The sequence below is a fragment of the Bradyrhizobium sp. 1200_D9_N1_1 genome, assembly GCF_052075915.1.
Classification (GTDB): domain Bacteria; phylum Pseudomonadota; class Alphaproteobacteria; order Rhizobiales; family Xanthobacteraceae; genus Bradyrhizobium; species Bradyrhizobium diazoefficiens.
The window spans coordinates 8,126,308-8,141,685 of sequence record NZ_CP197226.1 but is presented as its reverse complement, the minus strand read 5'-3'; the positions used below and the strand labels follow the sequence as shown (position 1 = coordinate 8,141,685).

12 protein-coding genes are annotated in these 15,378 nt (G+C 58.8%); 8 read left to right on the top strand and 4 right to left on the bottom strand.

The genetic code is table 11. The annotated features are described in order from the left end of the window. Positions 1-269: 269 nt before the first annotated feature. The 4 genes from nifW (at position 270) to AB5K84_RS38440 (ending at position 4,325) form a co-directional block, all read left to right on the top strand. Positions 270-611 (top strand): nitrogenase stabilizing/protective protein NifW, encoded by a 342-nt coding sequence (gene nifW, locus AB5K84_RS38455; RefSeq protein WP_011084580.1) that lies wholly within the window; start codon positions 270-272, stop codon positions 609-611. Positions 612-1,561: 950 nt separating this feature from the next. Continuing rightward, positions 1,562-2,671 carry an electron transfer flavoprotein subunit alpha/FixB family protein gene (locus AB5K84_RS38450; protein WP_011084582.1) on the top strand — a complete coding sequence of 370 codons (1,110 nt, stop codon included), beginning with the start codon at positions 1,562-1,564 and terminating at the stop codon, positions 2,669-2,671. Between the two features lie 11 nt (positions 2,672-2,682). Then, positions 2,683-3,990: an FAD-dependent monooxygenase gene (locus tag AB5K84_RS38445; RefSeq protein WP_011084583.1), complete on the top strand. Its 1,308-nt coding sequence runs from the start codon at positions 2,683-2,685 to the stop codon at positions 3,988-3,990. 38 nt (positions 3,991-4,028) lie between these two features. After that, entirely contained in the window at positions 4,029-4,325 is a 297-nt protein-coding gene (locus tag AB5K84_RS38440; RefSeq protein WP_011084584.1) for a ferredoxin family protein, read from the top strand. A 211-nt stretch (positions 4,326-4,536) separates the two neighbouring features. On the opposite strand, the gene AB5K84_RS38435 is transcribed toward AB5K84_RS38440, so the two are convergent. Continuing rightward, positions 4,537-5,085 carry a carboxymuconolactone decarboxylase family protein gene (locus AB5K84_RS38435; protein ID WP_011084585.1) on the bottom strand — a complete coding sequence of 183 codons (549 nt, stop codon included), beginning with the start codon at positions 5,083-5,085 and terminating at the stop codon, positions 4,537-4,539. Positions 5,086-5,091: 6 nt separating this feature from the next. Next, the gene (locus tag AB5K84_RS38430; protein ID WP_011084586.1) at positions 5,092-5,646 is read right to left on the bottom strand and encodes a peroxiredoxin; all 555 of its coding nucleotides are present in this window, start codon (positions 5,644-5,646) and stop codon (positions 5,092-5,094) included. Positions 5,647-6,061: 415 nt separating this feature from the next. On the opposite strand from AB5K84_RS38430, the gene AB5K84_RS38425 reads away from it, so the two are divergent. Continuing rightward, a protein-coding gene (locus tag AB5K84_RS38425) for an IS5-like element ISBj2 family transposase (protein WP_110115815.1) occupies positions 6,062-6,822 on the top strand; the annotation gives its coding sequence in 2 pieces (ribosomal slippage) (positions 6,062-6,401 and positions 6,401-6,822; 762 coding nt in all). A 688-nt stretch (positions 6,823-7,510) separates the two neighbouring features. On the opposite strand, the gene AB5K84_RS38420 is transcribed toward AB5K84_RS38425, so the two are convergent. Then, positions 7,511-8,779, bottom strand: coding sequence for an IS256 family transposase (locus AB5K84_RS38420; protein WP_038968105.1), 1,269 nt, complete (start codon positions 8,777-8,779; stop codon positions 7,511-7,513). Positions 8,780-8,835: 56 nt separating this feature from the next. Then, on the bottom strand, positions 8,836-9,945 hold the full coding sequence (gene modC, locus AB5K84_RS38415) for a molybdenum ABC transporter ATP-binding protein (RefSeq protein WP_014497956.1): 1,110 nt from the start codon (positions 9,943-9,945) through the stop codon (positions 8,836-8,838). Positions 9,946-12,013: 2,068 nt separating this feature from the next. Between modC and AB5K84_RS38410 the strand changes: the two genes are divergently transcribed. The 3 genes from AB5K84_RS38410 (at position 12,014) to AB5K84_RS38400 (ending at position 15,317) form a co-directional block, all read left to right on the top strand. Continuing rightward, complete coding sequence (locus AB5K84_RS38410) at positions 12,014-13,360, top strand: IS5-like element ISBj5_B family transposase (protein WP_011084757.1); 1,347 nt, start codon at positions 12,014-12,016, stop codon at positions 13,358-13,360. A 182-nt stretch (positions 13,361-13,542) separates the two neighbouring features. Next, positions 13,543-13,839, top strand: coding sequence for a hypothetical protein (locus AB5K84_RS38405; RefSeq protein ID WP_161170740.1), 297 nt, complete (start codon positions 13,543-13,545; stop codon positions 13,837-13,839). Positions 13,840-14,927: 1,088 nt separating this feature from the next. After that, positions 14,928-15,317 (top strand): hypothetical protein, encoded by a 390-nt coding sequence (locus AB5K84_RS38400; RefSeq protein ID WP_014497954.1) that lies wholly within the window; start codon positions 14,928-14,930, stop codon positions 15,315-15,317. The last annotated feature ends 61 nt before the right edge of the window (positions 15,318-15,378 follow it).

The window sequence follows — 15,378 nt, the reverse complement described above, 5'->3', positions numbered from 1 at the left end:
TCGATGAAATATGTGGTCCCTTGCCACAATATCCATGCCGTCTTCGGGCTGTGTAGTCATCAGGAGCTAACGATGGAAAAGGTCAACCAAGTGTTAGGATATACCGGGCCCGCGAACTTCAGGTGTCAGTCATGAGAAGTCTTTCCGCGCCGTCACCGAGTTCTCATCAGATTGAGCGCAACCGCAAAACCCGCGGGCGCGTTGTCGTTACTGTTTCGGATCCGCTCAATGTGGGCGCTCACCAGAGCTAAACCGAAGGAGAATATTCGATGATCAGCTCATCCCCAGCAACCGGTATTCTAGATCGACTCGGCAAGGCCTCATCGGCAGAGGAGTTTTTTTCGCTGCTTGGCGTCGAGTACGACCCTAAGATCGTGAATGTCGCGCGCCTTCACATTTTGAAGCGCATGGGACAATACCTCGCACAGGAGAAATTTGCTGGTGCCGCAGAGCCGGAAATCAGAACTCGATGCAAGGCGATGCTGGAACGGGCATATGGAGATTTCGTGGCATCGTCACCGATCGACGAGCGAGTGTTCAAGGTTTTGAAGGATGCCGTCTCAGACTCCAAGAAGGCTGCGGCCTTCGTTCCTTTGAGCGAGTTGAAGTGACCTAGCGTTCCACTGTAAGCGAAGTCTGTCCGGCGGACGCCGAGGCGCTCCGTTAATGCGGCTTTCTATTTATCGCGGCAAGTCTCTTAGTCATGGCCCGGCCAACGGCTGTCGTATTCCCGACCCATGTCCGGATTATTCGTGACCAGGTATCAGCAGCTGTTTGATGTGTGGCGCAAGCCAATACGTCCCACTGACTTCAATCGTCTTTGCAACTGGTACGACACTTGCTGTTGTCCTGCTGATCTGATCATCGATGCCGACAGATGGTGGCGCCCACGGTGAGTTTGAAGGAGGACCCATGATGCTGCTTACAGTGCCTGCCGAGCCCCCCTGCGGCATCATATCGAGGCCTACGATGCCGTCAGGTCTGTTCGCAACGGTCTTTGACGCGGTCGCAGTTTCGTAGTGACGGTGAGATGGTAGTCAATAATAGGTGTCCCCTTCGCGCGGCTCTTGCGGCGGCTATGCACAGTAGCGTCCGCATCAAATCGGCCCCCGATCCCGCTCAAATGTGTCTGCATCTCATCGCAGATAGAAACTGCGTTACGAAAAGTGGTGCCCTCCTCCCACACGGAGTGCCAGCGCTGGAGGCTCGGCACGGTCGCGTGACAGAAGCCTTGCCAGGACCTCCATCGATGGTACCGGCGAGGCGCCGCGAACGGACTAGTCAACTAAGGCATGGAAGTGGCCGGTCAGGATCACCTCGTCCTGGCCGGCCACGGTGGCGCTCGTCGAGCCCGGCACCCAAGGATTCAGTTTGCAAGATCCCTCCAAAGCCGGCCGAATGGGTGCGCCAATTGCGACGACGCGTATTGTGGTGCGACTGGTCCGAGCGCGCAGGCGGGCAGAGCAGCCAGCCACTTGCCGGCCAAAAGTGAACTTCGGTTAACGAAAGCGAAAAAGCAACCCGTGGCGCGGGCGCGCCTATCTCCAGAGGAATTTAGACTATGAGCAAGGTCAGCAAAACGGCGATGCCAGCAGGGGCCGGCCGCGGAGCAGCCAAAAAAGAACTGCCGGAGCACTTCAAGTCGTACAAGCACGTCTGGGTCTTCGTCGAGCTGGAGCGGGGCCAAGTGCATCCCGTTTCCTGGGAGCTCATGGGTACGGGGCGTGGTCTTGCCGACAGGCTAAAGGTGAATCTTGCCGCTGTCGTTGTCGGTCCGGAGGGGCAGCACACACGCAACGCCGCACTTGAAGCCTTTTGCTACGGCGCCGATCTGGCCTATCTCGTGAGCGACAATGTGTTGTCGGATTACCGCAACGAATCTTATACGAAAGCGCTCACCGAACTCGTCAACACCTACAAGCCCGAGATATTACTGTTGGGTGCCACGACGCTTGGTCGCGATCTCGCAGGTTCCGTGGCGACGAATCTATCGACGGGGCTTACTGCCGACTGCACCACGCTGGACGTGGACGCCGACGGTTCACTTGCGGCGACGCGGCCAACTTTTGGCGGCTCGTTGCTCTGCACAATCTATACCTTGAATTACCGCCCGCAGATGGCCACGGTCCGCCCGCGAGTGATGCCGATGCCTGCACGCGTTATGCGCGATGCCGCTCGTATCGTCGTTCATCCGCTCGGCCTTGTAGAAGACGATATAGTCACGAAAGTATTGTCCTTCCTACCCGACCGCGATGCAGAAACTTCCACTCTGGCCTATGCCGATGTTGTGGTTGCGGGCGGCCTTGGACTGGGATCGCCTGAGAACTTCCGGTTGGTACGCGAGCTCGCAGCTCTGCTTGGGGCTGAATATGGCTGCTCGCGTCCTCTCGTGCAAAAGGGCTGGGTTACGTCTGACCGGCAAATCGGTCAGACAGGCAAAACCATCCGGCCGAAGCTCTATATTGCCGCGGGCATTTCCGGTGCGATCCAGCACCGGGTCGGCGTCGAGGGCGCGGATCTGATCGTCGCCGTTAACACGGACAAAAACGCTCCGATCTTCGACTTCGCCCATCTCGCGATCGTCAGTGATGCTATGCAATTGTTGCCAGCCCTGACGGCTGCATTTCGCGCGCGGCTTCTGCCAGATTCGCGCGCCAGGATCGCGGTCTAGAGGAGATATTGATGATTGAAGAGAGATTCGATGCGATCGTGGTCGGAGCCGGTATGGCCGGCAACGCGGCGGCATTGACGATGGCCAAACAGGGCATGAAGGTGCTGCAGCTCGAGCGGGGCGAATATCCCGGATCGAAAAATGTGCAGGGGGCCATCCTCTATGCCGACATGATGGAAAAGCTGATCCCCGAGTTTCGAGAGGAGGCGCCACTCGAACGCCACCTGATCGAACAGCGGTTCTGGATGATGGACGATCGCTCGCATGTCGGCATGCACTACCGTTCGGAGGACTTCAACGAGCAGAGGCCGAACCGCTATACGATTATACGCGCCCAGTTTGACAAATGGTTTTCTTCAAAGGTGCGGGAAGCTGGCGCGATCGTGCTTTGCGAGACCACCGTCACAGAGCTCGCGCAGGACGATCGTAACAGGGTCGTCGGTGTTCGTACAGATCGCCGTGACGGCGAGATACATGCTGACGTCGTCGTTCTGGCCGAAGGGGTCAATGGCTTGCTCGGCACGCGTGCGGGCCTGCGCGCCCGTCCGGCACCCGATAACGTTGCGCTCGCGGTGAAGGAAATGCACTTCTTGCCCCGTGAAACCATCGAAGCACGCTTCAATCTTAAGGGGGATGAAGGCGTCGTGATAGAGGCTGCCGGTACCATTTCCCGCGGCATGACCGGGATGGGTTTCATCTACGCCAACAAAGAGTGCATTTCGCTTGGCATCGGTTGTCTCGTCGCCGACTTCCAACGCACGGGCCAAACGCCGTATGGCCTGCTCGATGAATTCAAAAGGCATCCCTCTGTGGCGCCACTGATAGCAGGGTCCGAAGTAAAGGAATATTCGGCGCATCTCATTCCCGAAGGCGGTTACAAATCGATCCCACAGCTTTATGGGGAGGGCTGGGTCGTCGTGGGCGATGCCGCCCAACTCAACAATGCCGTTCATCGTGAGGGCTCCAATCTCGCGATGACATCGGGCCGTATCGCGGCCGAAGCGATAGGTCTGGTCAAATCGCGCGGCGAACCGATGAGTGCAACAAATCTCTCAATCTACAAAAAGATGTTGGACGATTCTTTCGTCATCAAAGATCTCAAGAAGTACAAGGATTTGCCACCCCTCATGCATACCCACTCCGAAAATTTCTTTCTCACTTATCCGCAGCTTATCTCCAAGGCGATGCAGAACTTTGTGCGCGTCGATGGTACGCCCAAGGTTGAGAAGGAGAAGGCGAGCCTCAAATCCTTTGTCAAGACGCGGTCATGGTCAGGTCTGGTCGGCGATGCTTACCGTTTTGCCAGGGCCTGGCGGTGATCGCGACAGTGTGAAGTCCAACAGTGGAAGGCAAAAGCATGAATGTCGAACCCTCCGTGCGCGTCGAAGACAAGCTGTACTACAACCGTTATCTTGTCGACGCCGGGCACCCTCACGTCAGGGTACGTGCGCACAAGACGCCATCGCCGCAGCTCCTCACACTTTTGAAGGCCTGCCCGGCGCGATGCTACGAGCTCAACGACAACGGCCAGGTCGAAGTTACAGTTGATGGCTGCATTGAATGCGGTACCTGCCGCGTGATCGCCGAGCCGACCGGCGACATCGAATGGAGCCACCCGCGCGGCGGATATGGTGTTCTGTTCAAGTTTGGGTGATGACAGAGCGAAGGGTGGTGCGGCGTTAGCCGACGCAATCTCACTGTATCTGTGGCGCGCTCACTGTCACCTGCATAGCGCCGGGTTGTTTGAGAAGACACCCGTCATCGCAACGCGACGCAAGACGTGACATGCAGATAAGCAGCAAAAGGCTCGTTGTGGCGCCACTGAGTAGCGCCACGATGCCGTCGATCTGATGGCAGAGAAAAGATCAGTCTCCTGCCTGAGGGGAGGCAGGCCCAGCGGCCTCGAGTGCGATCGCCACTGACTGTGTGATCGCAGCAAAGCGCACGGCGGTCTGGATCGTCTCCGAATTGACGCCCGCGGCTCTCAATGTCCTCTCATGGGCATCAATGCAGATACCGCAGCCGTTTATGGAGGAGACAGCAAGCGACCACAGCTCGAAATCGGACTTGTCCACGCCGGGATTGCCAATCACGTCCATGCGCAGCCGCGGCGGCATCGTCTTGTATTCTGGGTTGGAAGCGAGGTGAACGAAGCGGTAGTAGACATTGTTCATTACCACTACGGAGGCCGCAGCTTTCGCTGCGGCGATCGCCACAGATGTCATCACGCCCGAGGCTGCCGATTCCACCGCGGCAATCAGGGCTGAATTGCGGGTGGCAACTGCACTCGCTACCAGCACCCCGTATTTTCGCCGCGGCGAAAGCGTCTCATCGGCCATCAAGGAGGTCAAGTTAATCCTGACATCCTTCGCGAAATCGGGAATCTTGTCGTAGATTTGTTCGATCGGCGACATGCTGCGTCACGCAACCTTCAGTGTTTCCCCGCCGATTTCGCGGTTGCAGGGACAGAGCTCGTCGGTTTGCAGCGCGTCTAGAACGCGGAGTGTGTCCTTAGGACTGCGGCCCACACTCAGATTGGTCGCATAGACGTGCTGAATCGTGTTTTGGGGGTCAACAATGAAGGTATAACGATAGGCAACCCCTTCGGGTGAACGCACCCCGAGGCCATCGACGAGCGTTCCCTTTGTGTCGGCAAATTGCCAGATTGGTAGATTGTGCAGGTCGACATGTGAGCGCCGCCAAGCAAGCTTGCAGAACTCGTTGTCAGTCGAGCCACCCAGTACAACCGCATCTCGGTCAGCGAATTCCTTGGAAAGCCGAGCAAATTCTGCGATCTCTGTCGGGCAGACGAAGGTAAAGTCCTTTGGGTAAAAGAAGATGATCTTCCATTTCTCCGGAAAGCTCATTTCGGTCAGCGTCTCAAACGCACTCTGCCCTTCCTCTTCCTGCGCTTGAAAACCGGGCTTCACGCCTGTGATGTCGAATGGCGGCAACTGACTTCCAATTCCGAGCATGGTGTCCTCACAAACTTGCTTTTGTAGATCGTGACCTCACTGGTGGAGCAAACCATATGCCACGCATTCTTAGACCTAGAATTGGCGCAACAAGACCAGCCCAGCGGCTTGGATACAGGCGCCTTTGAGCACGAAAGTACACGGGCGCTGGCTACGCGGTTGGCGGGAAGACGGCAGCCAGACCTAAACCGAAGCAATCTCGTCCCCGACCGGTAGGCACTGCACAGCCGGCCTGGCCGGGCTATGGCAGTTTGGCGCTCGCCGCTGGTAACTGCGACGTCGTGCCGTTCAAGGTCCACAATCGGCGCGTTCGCAAGGCATCGAGGCGGCGCAGCAGCGGACGCGGGAGCTAGGGTCTGTACCTAAATAGCGCCACGTGATTCTCTTGCCTACGTGTTGATTCGGGGGCGAGAGAATGCGCGCTGGTTTGTTTTGGCTGAACGACAGGCAATGGGCGCGTATCGAACCGCATCTGCCGAGGGGACTGACGGGGCCGGATCGGGACGACGACCGACGCATCGTCAGCGGCATCATTCACATGCTGCAATCGGGTGCACGATGGCGTGATTGTCCACGTGAATACGGCCCTTACACGACGATCTACAATCGCTTCAATCGCTGGGCCAAGCGAGGACGATGGTGCGCAATCTTCGAAGCGCTGGCCAAGCCTGGCGAAGACGGCGTCGTACTGTCGCTCGACTCGACCTCGATTAAAGCTCACCGGTGTGCCTCCGGCGGAAAAGGGGGGAGCACAATCAAGCAATCGGCCGCTCGCGCGGAGGCCGCACGACAAAAATCCATGCGCTGAGCGATCCGCTCTGCCGGCCGGTCGTCCTGCATCTGACTCCAGGCCAGGATGCCGATATCGCTGCGGCTCCCGATGTCCTGGCGCTCGCGCCACCCATGAGCGTGCTCCTCGCCGACAAAGGGTATGATGGCGACAAGCTTCGCGGCGCAATCATTCGTCGCGGCGCCAAGCCCGTAATCCCCAATAAATCTAACCGTGTCGTCATCCATCGCTTCAACAAACGCGCCTACAAAGGACGAAATGTCATCGAACGCTGCTTTTGCAGGCTCAAGGACTTCCGGCGCATCGCCACGCGATATGACAAGCTCGCCCGTAATTTTTTGGCCGCTGTTCATCTCGCCGCTCTCGTCGCATATTGGCTCAATTGAGTCTGGACCCTAAGGCGGCTTCCGCAAATGGCGAAGGGTTTCGATGGGCGTGCGCCGCCCGGTATCGTTCCGACCAATAGCCGCAGCTGGGGTTGAACGGCGCCGGCCGCAAGGCATGTTTTTCGGAACGTCTGTTAAGTCCGGTACGCCTGGCTATCGTAACGATTCGGCGCGCAGGTCCGGTCAGCTCATTCCCGTTGTTTGGCGAATTTGCTGATCGCAAGGAGATGGGGTCCTGCTGCGAAGCGCCCGGGAGACGGCGGGCGCAGCCTCGGCAACCGTTTTTGTCAAGACCGGATTGTTCTGCTGCCGAACGGTTGGGAAATCGAGATCTGTTCTCCCCTCGCAACGTTCGCTTGCGAGCATAATGTGTGTGCCCCCCTCGAGTGCCGCTGCACCTGTAAGGTGATGCCTTCCTCGCTGCGCGACATCCAAAGCGGAATCGGCAGGTAGCCTCAAGATCGTCTTTGGCAGGTAAAGAACTGCCCGGAGCGCTATTCGAATCTATCTCATCTAGACTATCGATGATGGCCGCGATCTTGCTGGTGTGTTTCTCGCGTCCAGACATAGCCGTCCAAGGTGCTCATGGGGATGTGGCAGGCCTTGCAAGCCACCGCTCGGCAGCCCGAGCGGAACGGCGCGCGCGACTTCCGCGAAGAGCTATGCGGGATTTTGGGTGACGAGGCGATCAGGCGGCGTGGTTTTCCGGCACTTGGATGACCTCGATGCCGTTTTCGAATCTGACACCTGCGCTGACCTTCGGCAACTGATTTGTGCCTTTCAGCCGCCGCCAGGTCTTTGATGCGGCGCAGAGCAGCTTGAACACCATCAACTTGGCAGTCGTTGACGATAACGAACCTTTCGTGCGCACCGTTCTGTGCCGGACCGTCGCGAACACGCTTTCGATGGGATTCGTCGTCCGCAAGTGGTCCCAATGCTCGGCGGGGAATTCGTAGAACGCAAGCATTGCGTCGCGATCTTTCGTCAGGCACTCGACCGCCTTGTCGTACTTCGCTCCGTATTTCTCGGCAAAGACATCGATCGCCACTTCGGCCGAAGCTCGGTTGGACGCCAAATAGACCTCGCGCAGATCCTTCTTCATGCTGGCCTGTACCGACACTGCGACTTTGTTCAAGATATTCGCGGTTTTGTGCACCCAGCACCGCTGATGTCGCGTGGCGGGAAAGACCTCGTCGAGCGCCTTCCAGAAGCCGAGCGCGCCGTCACCGACGGCGATTTCCGGGGCGATCTTCAGCCCACGGGTTTTCGCCTCGACGAGCAGTTCGTGCCAGCTCTGCGTGCTCTCGCGCACGCCGACCTGGAAGCCGATGAGTTCCTTCTTGCCTTCCGGCGTCGCGCCGATCAGCACCAGCATGCATTCGCTGTGGTCTTCCATGCGAGCCTGCAGGAAGACGCCGTCCGCCCACACGTATACGTACCGGCGCGCCGACAGATCGCGCTTCTGCCAACGCTCGTACTCGAGCTGCCACTCCGTCGTCAGTCTGGAAACCACCCCCGGAGAAAGATTCGGCGCATCCTTGCCCAAGAGCGCCGCCAGCGCCTCCTGGAAGTCGCCCGTCGAGATGCCTCGCAGGTACAGAACCGGCAAAAGTGCATCCAAGCTCTTCGTGCGCCGTGCCCACAACGGCAGGATCGCCGAGGTGAAGCGGATCCGCTCGCCATCGCTGGTCACCGCGCGATCGCGAATCTTTACCCGGGCGACTTCGACGGCGCCGATCCCCGTCTGGATCGTCCGCACTGGACCATGGCCGTGCCGCACGAGGCGGTCGCGGCCATCGGGACGCTTCAAGCCCTTCATCGCGGCGAGAAACGCCTCGGCTTCCATCTCGACAGCCTGCGCAAGCAGCTGCCGAGCACCAGATCGCAAAATATTCGTCAGTGGATCGTCGATCTCATCGGGCTGACGCAGTGGGACAATGTTGCTATGCTCGTTCATGGCGTATCGCTCTCCTTGAGGTTCTGGCAGGCTCGACACCCGCCTCGATACGCCGCCTATCTCATTCCGTCATCACCCAGTTTCCCGCATAGCTCTTCCGCGAATACTTCCGCTCCAATACTGAGCCGTAGGGCATCAAAGGAGCGGCGCGTGATGCGCGCCAAAAGCGGCACGCCAGAGTGGCCAGTTTCAAGGGTCAGAACCAAGGTGACCTCAGCATCGCCGTGCGGCAGAGAGGCCGTTATGCGTGCTCGAAATACATTGAGGATAGAGCTTGCGCGCGGAGGTTCGCACGCAATGCTGACGTCGCCGGCAGCGATGCGCAGCCGCAGCCTTGCGCCCGGCCTTAGCGGTACTGCTGGTATCAGAAAGCGCGCGGATTTGAGGCGGAGCTTGACCAGCCCGTAGCGCCCGTCATAACCGCCGACCATAGTATCCAGACAGATTGCCGCTTCACTGCGGCTGGCGAGCGCCGGGTCGCTCTGGGTGACATTGAGCGGACCGGCCGCAGTCACGGTGCCATCTTTCATCATGACGAGATGATCGGCGAGACGTTCGATATCGGTGATGTCATGGCTGATGTAGATCATCGGCAACGCAAGCGATTGCAGGATGCGTTCGAGAAATGGCAGGATCTCGCATTTGGCGGAGCGGTCGCGCACAATGAGTGGATCGTCCAGCAGGAGTAGCCGAGGCTGGCCTAGCAGCGCACTGCCAAGGGCAAGTCGCTGCCGCTCGGTCTTGGAAAGATGTGATGGCGTACGCTCGAGCAGTGGCGCCAAGCCGAGCAATTCGACCACACCATCAAAATCGATCAGTGTCGGTTCCGAGTTTGACGCGTTGTATAAAAGGGTGCGTCGTACCGACAAATGAGAAGAGAGGATCGGTAGCTGAAATACATATGCGACGCGACGCAGATGAGGCGGTCGAAACGTCGTCTCATCTTGCCAAATCTCCCCATCAATCGCACAGAAGCCATTCGGCAGACGCTGCACGCCAGCGATGCAGCGCGCGAGTGTAGTTTTGCCGCACCCAGGCGGACCAAAAATCGCTGTGACGCCTTTGGCCGGTACGCTGAACTGCGTATCAAGCAGAATGCTCGCGAGCGAGCCGTTGAAGGCAACCTCAATATAGCCCTTCTTGGCTTCTTTGGTGAACCCGCCCATGTGCTGTATCTTCCATCTAAGTGAGGAGCCTAGCGGCTGCACTGGAGGTGATCGTTATGCTGCTGGCCATCCAGTCTATTCCGCTCCAGCACGGCGCTGCTGCTCGCAAGAGGGTATAAAGTGGGAGGGAGGCGTGCAGAGCGGTTTCAAGTCCGGAGCCTTGTTGAGCAGCTCCACGCCGGTGGATCGTGGCAATCGGTACGGTGGCCGGCGCGCTTACCTTAAGAGTTAAGCGCCGCCTTTCCAGCAACGCGAGGTCTTTGGTCTGCTTGGCCGGGCCGAGGCCTTCTGGTGAATGTTGAATGGCGCGGCTTGAGAGGTTGGGGGGCAAAGATGCCGGCTCACGCCAAAGCTGAATACTGGCCCGCGGCCGGAAATCGGCATCAATGATCCCACAGCTTCGCGAGCCGATTTGAAGTCTGCCCAGTAGCTGATCGTAGCCTCTGCACTCTCAGGTGCGACCAGCATCAGCGCCAGGTCGATTAACATGAATCGAATAAGTCTCATTGGAACTCCGGCTCCGCCTGAGCCGCTTCCTTCCCGGCAACTAGCTGATACTTACCCAGCAATCCGCGTGCCGTTCGAAGTGATAACTGGGCGGTTAGCGGCAAGGGAGGCGTTTTATCTGTCTCCACTCCGCGTCTTAAATCGCCGCATCCTATTGTAGGACTTTGACGCTCGCGTCTCCAACCGCACATGCAGGGCCGTGAGGCGGCACCCAAGGATCATGCCAAGCCTCTCGCGTTCGAGATCGTGCTTTGGCGAATATGCGGCCGTAGAGCTCGTCAATGATGCACAACTCCATGCCATCCGACTGACGCGCCATCCGATCTACTCGGCGGAGAAGGCCTGTAGACGGTCGCTTGGCGAAAGCGCTGACCGAGATGATATGCGGTGCCCGCGCGCTCAAAGTGCTTGAATCGACCGTAACGTCAGGTTGTAGGCATGGCGAAGCAGAAAACCATATTGGGAGCCAACATGGGCACATAAGTGCTAAACGGCCGATCTCTGTTTGTCGCGGTCTTCGCAATGCGTGTTGCGAGTGGCGGGATAATGATTCGGAGCGCGGCAATCATTGCAGCCGGCCCGCGAGAAGCGAGACTCATGGCTGCCGAGGCATTCCAATCCGGTAAACAGATCACCTCTCGGGGCAAAGAAAAACAGAGAAGCACAGGCGTCTTATGAGGGGTTTGGTCAATCAAGAGCGACGAATGGGCTGGACTTGCAATGCGCATCGCTTTGCAGCCGTCCTCGCTGCGATCGCGATCGCTGCGACATGGTGCACAGGACACGCTCGCGCGCGAGATCGGCGAGCCGAGGAAGTCTTGGCGTCGTGCAAATCAGACGTGATCCGCTTCTGTGACCGCTTTACAGGCCGTAGCGATGTTGACGTGGCCATGTTTTGTCTTAGGGACAATTTCAAAAACTTGCACCGCGAATGCCGGCGCATGATGCCAACCGCGGCAAACGAAAACGATGCACCGAGACAATCGCTCAACAAGCGCCCGGTAGGCCCTCATCGAGAGACGCGGCAGTTGCGAACTCGAACGATAGTGAAGTATTCAGACTGACGGGCGGCGGGGTTGGCCAGCTTGGTGGCTGAAGGTCGACCGGGCTGGAGCATCAGCCTGCCGAGGCGCAGTCGGCTGGGTGGGACCGATCCGTGATTGGATTGGCTCGATTAGCGATACAGTTGCCCAGGCGTGGTGCGGCCTTGAATTTCGAGTTTCGTGCTGCAGCAGTTGCGCTTTGTTCAGCGCTGTAGCCATTCGCGGCTTCGAGGTTTTGTGAAGTTGCTTTCGTCTCTCTGTGGCTGGTCCCAAGGGCAATCAGCGTCAGCTGTGGAGGCAGTGGACCGTACTGTCATCAATTTATGGCATTGTGGCCCGCGACTACGTAGTCGTCCGTGAAGAAGGACTAAGCCACTGATCGGGAATCTCGATTTGGGCTAAGGGGCATTTCCAGATTGCAAGGTTTTGATGCTTTGGGCGTCAGAACCTTGCGATTTGGTTTTCGTGGATTCCCTCGAAGCGGGAAGCATGATTCCTTGTCTGCATCGGAGGGAACGATGCGGCCGAAGAAGCACAAGACGACGGGATCGAACGATCTGTTCCGGGCTCGGCTCGACCAGATCATCAATATGAAGCACGAGCTGGTTCTGCTCGCCGGCAAGGTCGATTGGGACTGGATCGACGGCGAGATCGCGCCGCTCTACAGCGAGAACGGCAGGCCCGGGATCGAGACGCGCTTCATGATCGGTCTGCTGTTGCTCAAGCACATTTACGGGCTGTCCGATGAGGAGGTGTGCGAGCGCTGGGTCCATGACCCATACTTCCAGTTCTTCACCGGGGAAGAGTTCTTTCAGCACACGTTCCCGCACGAGCGCTCGGACCTGAGCCATTGGCGCAAGCGGCTTGGCGACAAGCTGGAGTTGCTGCTGGCCGAGAGCTTGCGGGTAGCGCACGAGGCCGGTGCATTACGCAGCCAGGACCTCAAGCGGGTTACGGTCGACACCACGGTGCAGCCGAAGGCCATCACCTTTCCGACCGATGCCAAGCTGCTGCATGCGGCCATCAAGGGGCTCAACCGCCTGGCGATCAGGCACGGCGTCAGGCTGCGGCAATCCTATGCTCGCATCGCCAAGGCCGCCGCGATGATGGCCGGCCGCTACGCCCATGCCAAACAGTTCAGGCGGCATCAGCGGCAGTTGCGTATCCTGCGTAGCCGGCTGGGCCGGATCATCCGCGACATCCGCCGCAAGATCGAAGGCCAGCCAGCACTGGAGCAGGCGTTCGCCCTCCCGCTCGGCCGGGCCACGCAGATCCGCTCGCAGCAGCAGCGCCAGCGCGGCTGGAAGCTCTATTCCTTCCATGCCCCGGAAGTGGAGTGCATCGGCAAGGGCAAGGCCAGCGCGCCTTACGAGTTCGGCGTGAAGGCCTCCATCGTCACCAACAACCGCCGGGCTCCCGGTGGCCTGTTCGTGCTGCACGCCAGCGCACTGCCCGACAACCCCTACGACGGTCACACCTTGCGGGACGTCATTGACCGCACCGAGACACTCACCGGCTGTCCGATCGAGCGGGCCTATGTCGACAAGGGATACCGCGGCCACGACGCACAAAATCCCCGTCGCGTCTTCATCTCCGGCCAGAAGCGCGGCGTTTTCGGTGTCATCAAGCGCGAGCTGCGCCGCCGCTCCGCCATCGAGCCCATCATCGGACACCTGAAGGCGGAAGGCCACCTCGGGCGCTGCTACCTCAAAGGCCGCGCCGGCGATGCCGCCAACGTCGTCCTCTCAGCCGTCGGACACAACTTCCGCCGCATCCTCGCCTGGCTGAGATATCTCTTGTGCCTGTTCCTGGCCCAGCTATGGCGCACGCTCGCCCGGCCAGCCTCGATCAATCCGGCTTCTTAACGGACGACTACGTATTTTTGCGGAAGTGGCTAAGTCGGCTGCGACAGCCAATGATTGCCGGAATATCAGCGCGTTTGTTTCATCGCGGTTGCCTTAGATTTCTCAGGATTACCTTCGGCTAGACTGAGCTGTAACAGATTGGGCTAGGAAACCTCTTTTGTTAGCCGCTGATCGATTTCCCCATGCAACCGCTTGATACCATTGCGGCGTTCTCTATGGGCGCTTCAGGGGAGTCGCTTCGCCCGATTGTGGTGCTCCTGACCGAATACACTTTAGAGCTCAAGGCGAAAGGAAACGCCGTCGACGAGAGCCGTTCAAAGGCAGAGAGCTGTTCATGCAGACGCTTCTCAAGGGCCTTGCGTTCGGTGCCAGGCAGGTCGGTGTTAAGTAGCCGGCGGCAGCGCCAGATTCCGTTTCGCAGCCATCTGATCTCACTTAGCGTATCATCAATCGAAGTCATCACGGATGTTGATCCTTAAGTGTAAAACATGGCGATGCTCGTCGAGCGGTCGTTCCCTGGCTCCGCATTCCTGCCGGATAGTTGAGCCGACAACGGCGTATCGCCCGCTCGTGTCCGGAGGAGGCGAGAAGTCCGATGTATGCGACGCTTATAAGTCAATATTATCCTACGCCGCGCGTTTGGCGAGAAATCGCGGCAGATCCTCGCGGTTTCAATGCGCCGCGAACGTGTGTCCTGCACAATTCCAGCGCTCATAGGGTTAAGCGTGTTTAACGCGAGATCAACAAGGCGCACTAGCTGCTCGAGTTATTTGGTCGCGGCGCAGCTAGGCTACACTGAGCTCGACACAGAAAATCTGTCGTACCAGTGACAGATGCACCTGTCCGATTATCCAGTCGGAAGGATACCGTGAAGAGCCGCCCGATCGCCGTTTGCCGGTTCACGTGACCAATGTTAAAATGGCTGGGAACTCCGCGTCGAAGAGAATTAGCGAGCCCGCGGTGTTGACATCGGGGCGCGCTGCGTCTCGTAGCCAAGCGCGTTAGCGCGATAGGCTGCAAGCTTTTGAGCTCAGCTATCGCCCAAGCGTTTGACCCCGGGGAGAAGTATGGCCGCCTCGCCTCACGTCACAGCAAAGTTGCCGGCCTAAACGCGCTGCTGCCGGCGGACCGGCACCCGCCACCAGCCGGTCCAGCACAAAGTGATTCGTCTGCGGAGAGCTGAGCCCAAGGTTACGGAATTACAAACGCCATCCGTCATTTCGTCGCTCCGGACTGCGTCAGGTTATCGACAGGTGGCGCTCGTATCATGAGCGCCGCTACTCCCTTGCAGGCTTGGCTCAATGGGCGCAGAGCTCGCAGGCGAGACCGGTGGACTGCAATATCAATTGATCCGCGAGCGAAACGCCGTCTGGATTCGCTACACTGTCTGCAGTGGGTGCTAGTTGCAGAAGCGTATCCGGGCCATTCGTGCCTGTCGGCACGCTTGTGGGATCGCACCTCACTCCTTGTGGGCCGGTGGCGCGTCAGCCATAGTGGAGGATTGGCGGTTCTAAGATGCGCCGCCCCGGCGCATTCGCTTCATTTTGCTACCGAAGAAACGATATCGATGAACACAGAACAGCTCGTCACTCGTATTCCTTCCGCAACTTCCGATTTGGAAAGCTCCGAACCAGGCTCTCCGGCCGCACCGCTGTGGGGAGAGACCTTGGCCGGCGTGCACACGTCCGCTGCCGGAGCGGTTGCCTCGCCGGAGGAGGTGCTGGCCAACTGGGCTGCCGAAGACGGGCAGGGGCAACATGGGGATCGGCAACAAGCGGTAAGCCGAACGTCGGCTTGGCGGGGGACGGGTGATCTCAATCAGCCGCTAGATCTGTCGTCTCGGTCCCTTACCGCCTTGCCTGCGCCCATTTTGGCCGAGGTGCGCCGCCTGAATGTGGATCACAATCAGCTCGACAGCCTGCCCGAGACACTTTCGACCGGCCTCCAGCGGCTCTAGGCCATCAGCAATGGGCTGACGCGCCTGCCTGCAGAGACCGTGAACTACCATCACTAGGCGT

Excerpts from the sequence above, each read along its gene's own strand:
- AB5K84_RS38440 (WP_011084584.1), top strand. The coding sequence starts at position 4,029 with ATGAATGTCGAACCCTCCGTGCGCGTCGAAGACAAGCTGTACTACAAC.
- AB5K84_RS38400 (WP_014497954.1), top strand. The coding sequence starts at position 14,928 with ATGAACACAGAACAGCTCGTCACTCGTATTCCTTCCGCAACTTCCGAT.
- AB5K84_RS38450 (WP_011084582.1), top strand. The coding sequence starts at position 1,562 with ATGAGCAAGGTCAGCAAAACGGCGATGCCAGCAGGGGCCGGCCGCGGA.
- AB5K84_RS38405 (WP_161170740.1), top strand. The coding sequence starts at position 13,543 with ATGCAACCGCTTGATACCATTGCGGCGTTCTCTATGGGCGCTTCAGGG.
- AB5K84_RS38435 (WP_011084585.1), bottom strand. The coding sequence starts at position 5,085 with ATGTCGCCGATCGAACAAATCTACGACAAGATTCCCGATTTCGCGAAG.
- modC (WP_014497956.1), bottom strand. The coding sequence starts at position 9,945 with ATGGGCGGGTTCACCAAAGAAGCCAAGAAGGGCTATATTGAGGTTGCC.
- AB5K84_RS38410 (WP_011084757.1), top strand. The coding sequence starts at position 12,014 with ATGCGGCCGAAGAAGCACAAGACGACGGGATCGAACGATCTGTTCCGG.
- AB5K84_RS38420 (WP_038968105.1), bottom strand. The coding sequence starts at position 8,779 with ATGAACGAGCATAGCAACATTGTCCCACTGCGTCAGCCCGATGAGATC.
- AB5K84_RS38445 (WP_011084583.1), top strand. The coding sequence starts at position 2,683 with ATGATTGAAGAGAGATTCGATGCGATCGTGGTCGGAGCCGGTATGGCC.
- AB5K84_RS38430 (WP_011084586.1), bottom strand. The coding sequence starts at position 5,646 with ATGCTCGGAATTGGAAGTCAGTTGCCGCCATTCGACATCACAGGCGTG.
- nifW (WP_011084580.1), top strand. The coding sequence starts at position 270 with ATGATCAGCTCATCCCCAGCAACCGGTATTCTAGATCGACTCGGCAAG.